Annotated in this window: 6 protein-coding genes; 1 reads left to right on the forward strand and 5 read right to left on the reverse strand. The window is 66.9% G+C overall.

Annotated features, from left to right (window positions below; genetic code table 11):
• The 4 genes from G3N99_RS32140 to G3N99_RS32155 form a co-directional block, all read right to left on the reverse strand.
• On the reverse strand, positions 1–222 hold a 222-nt coding region (locus G3N99_RS32140), incomplete at its 3' end, for an ethanolamine ammonia-lyase light chain EutC (protein ID WP_206124387.1).
• Positions 219–1616 (reverse strand): ethanolamine ammonia-lyase subunit EutB, encoded by a 1398-nt coding sequence (locus tag G3N99_RS32145; protein ID WP_206124388.1) that lies wholly within the window; start codon positions 1614–1616, stop codon positions 219–221. The genes G3N99_RS32145 and G3N99_RS32140, both read right to left, overlap by 4 nt.
• An 89-nt stretch (positions 1617–1705) precedes the next feature.
• Complete coding sequence (gene eat / locus G3N99_RS32150) at positions 1706–3118, reverse strand: ethanolamine permease (RefSeq protein ID WP_174940190.1); 1413 nt, start codon at positions 3116–3118, stop codon at positions 1706–1708.
• A gap of 332 nt (positions 3119–3450) precedes the next feature.
• Positions 3451–4914 carry a mechanosensitive ion channel gene (locus tag G3N99_RS32155; RefSeq protein ID WP_174940192.1) on the reverse strand — a complete coding sequence of 488 codons (1464 nt, stop codon included), beginning with the start codon at positions 4912–4914 and terminating at the stop codon, positions 3451–3453.
• A gap of 277 nt (positions 4915–5191) precedes the next feature.
• On the opposite strand from G3N99_RS32155, the gene G3N99_RS32160 reads away from it, so the two are divergent.
• Entirely contained in the window at positions 5192–6070 is an 879-nt protein-coding gene (locus tag G3N99_RS32160; protein WP_174940194.1) for an AraC family transcriptional regulator, read from the forward strand.
• 84 nt (positions 6071–6154) lie between these two features.
• Here the strand turns inward: G3N99_RS32160 and G3N99_RS32165 are convergent.
• The coding region (locus G3N99_RS32165; RefSeq protein ID WP_206124389.1) for a zinc ribbon domain-containing protein at positions 6155–6368 on the reverse strand (214 nt) is incomplete at its 5' end.

Below are 6368 nucleotides of genomic sequence, written 5' to 3' on the forward strand. Positions count from 1 at the left end.
CCTCTGCACGCCGAGCGTCGCATAGCCGGCCGCGTCGAGCTCGCGCCGCAGCGCGTCCGCATCGAGCGGCTGGTGCACCGCGTCGCGCGCCTGCGCATGCGACAGGTTGAACGCGAGCAGCGGCGCGGTCGGCAGGCTGTTGCCCGCGCGGCCGAGCGCGATCCGCGCATTCGTGAACGACTTCAGCTGCGCCCACGGGTTCTTTTCGACGGCGTCGCTCATGCCGAAATCCCCATCCAGTCGTTCGCGCCCGCGAGCAGCGGCACACGCGACGTCGCGGCGCGCAACGCACCGTGCGCGTCGGCGATCTCCATCGTCTCCAGCCACTCCTCGAATTCGGGCGCGCGGCGCAGGCCGAGCACCTCGCGCACGTACAGCTGGTCGTGGAACGACGTGCTCTGGTAGTTCAGCATCACGTCGTCCGCGCCCGGAATCCCCATGATGAAGTTGATGCCGGCCACACCCAGCAGCGTCAGCAGCGTATCCATGTCGTCCGAGTCGGCTTCCGCGTGGTTCGTGTAGCAGATGTCGCAACCCATCGGCACGCCGAGCAGCTTCCCGCAGAAGTGATCCTCGAGCCCCGCGCGGATGATCTGCTTGCCGTCGTACAGGTATTCCGGCCCGATGAAGCCGACCACCGTGTTCACGAGAAACGGCTCGAACTTGCGCGCCACCGCATACGCGCGCACTTCGCAGGTCTGCTGATCGACGCCGAAATGCGCGTTCGCCGACAGTGCACTGCCCTGCCCCGTCTCGAAGTACATCAGGTTGTTGCCGACCGTGCCGCGCTTGAGCGACAACGCGGCCTCGCGCGCCTCGCCGAGCAGCGCGAGCGAGATGCCGAAGCTCGCGTTCGCCTTCTCGGTGCCCGCGATCGACTGGAACACGAGGTCGACCGGCGCACCCTTCTCGACCGCCGCGATCGTGTTGGTCACGTGCGTGAGCACGCATGACTGCGTCGGCACGCCGTAGCGTTCGCGGAAGCCGTCGATCATCGCGAGCAGCTTCACGATCGCCGCGAGGCTGTCGGTGGCCGGGTTGATGCCGATCATCGCATCGCCGCAGCCGTACATCAGCCCGTCGAGCATCGATGCGGCGATGCCCTTCACGTCGTCGGTCGGGTGGTTCGGCTGCAACCGCACCGACATCCGGCCCGGCAACCCAACCGTGTTGCGAAAACGCGTGACGACGCGGCGCTTCCTCGCGGCCGCGATCAGGTCCTGGTTGCGCATCAGCTTCGACACGGCCGCGACCATCTCCGGCGTGAGGCCCGGCGCGATCCGTTCGAGCGCCGCGCCGTCGGCCGCAGGCGACAGCAGCCAGTTGCGGAAATCGCCGACGGTGAGGTGCGAGATTTCCGCGAACGCCTGCGCATCGTGATCGTCGACGATGAGGCGCGTGACCTCGTCGTCTTCATACGGAATCACCGCTTCGCTCAGGAATGCCTTCAGCGGCACGCCCGCGAGCGCGATCTTCGCGGCGACGCGCTCCTCCTCGCTCGCCGCCGCGACACCGGCGAGCTGGTCGCCGGAACGCAGCGGGCTCGCTTTCGCGAGCAGCGTCTTCAGGTCCGCGAAACGGTACGTGCGCGGACCGATCGTCTCCGTATAGGACATCTGCGAGTCTCCTTGCCAAAAGCCGACGGCGCGCCCGTTCGACGGGGCGCGCCGGATGCCGTCAGGGACGGCCGTTCACCTGCACCTGCTCATTCCTCGAGCAGCACGTCGCCGGGCGCACTCGCGCGCTGCGAACGCGTCGCGAGGAAGTACGCGTAGCCGAACGCGAGGAAGCCGAGGAACACCAGCGCGACCAGCCCGTTGAAGTACACCATCGTCCCGAGACAAATGAGCGCGGCCAGGATCGCGAACGCCGGGAAGATCGGGTACAGCGGCGCGCGGAACGGCCGTTCGAGATTCGGCTGCGAGCGGCGCAGCTTGAACAGCGACGCCATGCTCACGATATACATCACGATCGCACCGAACACCGACATCGTCACGATATTCGCGGTCAGCGTCTGCCCGCCGAACTGGATCAGCTCGTCGCTGTAGATCGCCGCGATGCCGACCACGCCGCCTGCGATGATCGCGCGGTAAGGCGTCTTGAAGCGCGGATGCACCTTCGCGAGCCATTCGGGCAGGTAGCCTTCACGGGCCAGCGCAAAGATCTGGCGCGAATAGCCGAGGATGATCCCGTGGAACGACGCGACCAGCCCGAACAGCCCGAGCCACACCAGCATGTGCATCCAGCCGCTGTTCGCGCCGACGATGTACTTCATTGCCTGCGGCAGCGGGTCGTTGATGTTCGCGAGCTTGGTCCAGTCGCCCGCGCCGCCGGCGAACACCATCACGCCGATCGCGAGTGCAACGAGGGTCAGGATCCCGGCCACGTACGCGATCGGGATCGAGCGCTTCGGGTTCTTCGCTTCCTCGGCGGCCATCGCGACGCCTTCGATCGCGAGGAAGAACCAGATCGCGAACGGGATCGCCGCGAACATCCCGTGGAACGCGCCCACGCTGAAATGGTCGGCGCCCGACCAGCCGCCCTTCATGAAGTTGCTCCACGCGAAGCCCGGCGACACGACGCCCATGAACACCAGCAGCTCGAAGATCGCGAGCAGCGTGACGACCAGCTCGAAGGTCGCCGCGATCTGCACGCCGACGATGTTCAGCGCCATGAACACGAGATACGCGCCCATCGCCGCATGCTTGGGCTCGAGGCCGGGGAACTGCACGTGCAGGTACGCGCCGATCGCAAGCGCGATCGCGGGCGGCGCGAACACGAACTCGACGAGTGTCGCAGCGCCGGCGAGATAGCCGCCGGTCGGGCCGAACGCACGGCGCGCATACGCGAACGGGCCGCCCGCGTGCGGGATCGACGTCGTCAGCTCGGTGAAACTGAAGATGAAGGTGGTGTACATCGCCGCGACGAACAGCGCGGTGACGACGAAGCCCAGCGTGCCGGCGCTCGCCCAGCCGTAGCTCCAGCCGAAGTATTCGCCGGAAATCACGAGGCCGACCGCGATACCCCACAGTTGCCAGGTCCCGAGCGTCTGCTGCAGCGCGGGCTGGCCGGACGACTTGGCGCCGGCGGCGGGCCGGCCATTCGACTCTGCTTTCATCGGACTCTCTCCTCAAAGGCGCCGGGCCTGGCGGCCTGCGCGACTGAGAATCGATGCTAGAGAGTCATTAAACGACGTGTTATCGAAATTCGGCAAAGATCGCGGCTGACATTTCGCTGACGGAAATGCAGACACGGAACGGCTGACGAAGCCGATCGGTACGAAGCCGACATCACGCGGGCGACACAGCGGCAGCCTGCTGCCGACAGCCGGGCGCGGGCGGCGCCGCACGAACGGAACGGTCACGTGCCGTTCTCGCCCGGCTTGATACACACGCTGCCGCAGCGCCGTCCGGCCATGCAGCGCGGCCGGACGGATGCTCGACGGTGGCCTTACTGGCCGCCGCCGCGCTGGTTGAACCAGCGGTCGAGCAGCTTGCCGGCCGCTTCGCGCCCGCCGAGGCCGAACGACAGCGCCACCGCCACCGCGATCGCGCCGAGCACGAGGCCGAACGCGAGCTGCACGATCTCGTTCGCGATACCCATCGCGCGCAGCCCCATCGCGAACACGAGGCCCAGGATCGCGAATTGCGCGATGCGTGCGAACAGCACGCTGTGCTCGCGGTCGGCCTGCTCGATCACGCGGCGCGCAAGGCCCGCGAGCCACACGCCGATCACGAGGATCACGCCGCCCATCAGCACATGGCCGCCGAATTCGATGAACAGCGTGACGACGTCGCGCACCTGCGAGAAGCCGAGCCGGTTCGCCGCTTCGACCGACGCAAACAGCATCGCGAAGAACACGATCAGCCGCGCGACCAGCACCGACGGCTGCAGGATCCCCGAGAACACGCGCTCGACGCCGAGCACGGCCGGCAGCCCGTCGGCGCCCGCGGCTTCGAGCAGCTTCTGCGCGAGCGACGCGACGAAGCGCGCGAAGTAGAACGTCACCAGCACGATCACGATCGCCGCGACGATGTCCGGCACCGCGCCGAGGAACTGGTTCAGCATGTTGGTGGCCGGCACCGAGATCGCGTCGATCTTCAGCGCGTCGAGCGCGGAGATCAGCGTCGGCACGAACACGAACACGTAGACGATCGTGCCGACCAGGTTCGACACGCGCACGGGCGTCGGGCTGTCGAGACCCTGCGTGAGGCGGTCGGCGCCGGCGGCGACGAGCAGGTTCGTCACGAGGCCGCGCAGCACGCGCGCGACGATCCAGCCGACGATGCCGATCACCGCGGCCGCGAACAGGTTCGGCACGATCGCGAGCAGCTTGTCGACCATCCCCTGCACCGGCGACAGCAGCCCCGACAGCGCGAACGACGCGAGGATCGCCGGCAGGAACATCAGGATCACGAGCCAGAACAGCACGTCGCCGAGATAACCGCTCATCGGCTGCATGCCGGCGCCTTCGGACAGCTTGTCGTCGATCTTGCTCGCCTTCAGCGCGCGGTTCGCGAGGCTGCGCAGCAGCGACGCGATGAGCCACGCGATCAACGTCAGCGCCCCGCCGCCGATCAGGTTCGGCAGGTAGTTGACGATGTGGGTGACGAGCAGCGAGAACGGGTTGGAGACCGCGTACAGGTTGAGCACGTTGAAGATGCCCACCGCGGTGACCAGCAGCACGAGCCAGAACAGGCCGCCTGCGATGATGCGCTCGACGCAGGCGCCCTGGCCGGTGCTTTCGTTGATCCGCTGATCGACCTTCAGCGCGCCGAGCAGGCGCATCGCGCCGGCCCGCACCACGACGGCGATCAGCCAGCCGATCACCAGGATGCCGATCGCGCCGGCGATCTTTGGCAGATACCCCCCTAGCGTGGTCTGCAGCGACGTGATGAAGCTGGAAGCATCCATTTCTTCTTCTCCCGAAAACGTGGTGTTGCGATTGAACATCGACGAACTACCTGCGTACTTCGAAAAACGTGCTGCCCCGACGGAGCAACTTACCCGAGAAAAATGACGCGATCACCCGATTTCACCGTCTTTAACTTTAGTCATAGATCGCAGGGGGGCAAGACCCCATTTCGTCAAAATAAAATGGGGCCTGATTTATCGGCCTCCTACGCATTTCCGCAAGATTTATCCATTCGGCCCGTGCTACCGTGACGTCGGTTCCCGCCCGGACACGCCGATGACCGCCGCAACGAAACCCGACCAGCCCGCCTGGCTTCGCTATGCGGCGAGCGTGGCGCGCGTCCACGAATACATCCACGCGCACCTCGATGGCCCGCTCGACCTGAACCGGCTCGCCGAAGTCGCGTGCCTGTCGCCGTATCACTGGCAGCGCGTCTATCGCGCGCTGTATGGCGAGTCGATCGTGCTGACGGTGCGGCGGATGCGGATCGTGCGCGCGTCCGAGGATCTCGTCTGCACGGCACGGCCGATCGACGAAATCGCGCGGCGCGCGGGCTACGGTTCGACGCACGCGTTCGCGCGGGCGTTTCGCGACGCATACGGCGTGCCTCCCGTGCAGCACCGGCGCACGGGCAGCCACCGGCCCATCTATCCGTTACAGCGAGGAGAAGAAGACATGTTCAAGCATGAAGTCGAGATCCGGCAGCTACCGGAATTACACGGCTATGCAGTGGCGCACACCGGTTCGTACTTGAAGGTCAGCGAAGCGTTCATGCGGATCGGTGCGTGGGTCGGGCAGCACGGGTTGATCGGCCCCGGCGCGAAGATGATCGGCATTTTTTACGACGATCCGGACACGACGCCCGAAGCGCAGTTGCGTGCGAAAGCCTGCTTCATGCCGGCCGACGGGGCGCCTGACGTCGAACCCGCGCCGCCGGTGGAGCGCGCGACGGTGGCGGGCGGCGAATACGCGGTGTTGCTGCATACGGGGCCGTACGCGGACCTGAAGACGGCGTACCAGTGGCTCTACGGCGACTGGCTGCGTCACTCGGGCCGCGAAGCCGCCGACGCGCCGCCGTTCGAGCTGTACCTCAATACGCCGATGGATGCGGCGCCGGCCGACCTGCGTACCGAGATCTACCTGCCGCTGCGCTGATCGATAGGCGCTACACCCCCCCCTGAAACGAAGCGCGCCGGCCGGCGTTCACACGCCGCCGGCGCGCATGGCCGACACACTGACTTACGCAGCCTGCGTCCCGCACCCGGGACAAAAACGCGCGTCGGCCGCCAGCGCCGAGTGGCAACGGCTGCAGGACTTGCCGCGCTGCGCGGCACCGCACTGCGCGCAGAACCGCGCATCCGACGCATTGAGGGCGCCGCAGCCCGCACAGGCGAGCTGGCTCAGCGGCACGTTGCCACCGGGCTGCCCGCTTCGGCTATCAGCCGGCGCCTGC

This window comes from Burkholderia sp. Ac-20392 (genome assembly GCF_017104585.1).
Lineage (GTDB): Bacteria > Pseudomonadota > Gammaproteobacteria > Burkholderiales > Burkholderiaceae > Burkholderia > Burkholderia lata.

Coding starts and splice junctions, on each gene's coding strand:
- G3N99_RS32160 (WP_174940194.1), top strand. CDS start 5,192: ATGACCGCCGCAACGAAACCCGACCAGCCCGCCTGGCTTCGCTATGCG.
- eat (WP_174940190.1), bottom strand. CDS start 3,118: ATGAAAGCAGAGTCGAATGGCCGGCCCGCCGCCGGCGCCAAGTCGTCC.
- G3N99_RS32145 (WP_206124388.1), bottom strand. CDS start 1,616: ATGTCCTATACGGAGACGATCGGTCCGCGCACGTACCGTTTCGCGGAC.
- G3N99_RS32155 (WP_174940192.1), bottom strand. CDS start 4,914: ATGGATGCTTCCAGCTTCATCACGTCGCTGCAGACCACGCTAGGGGGG.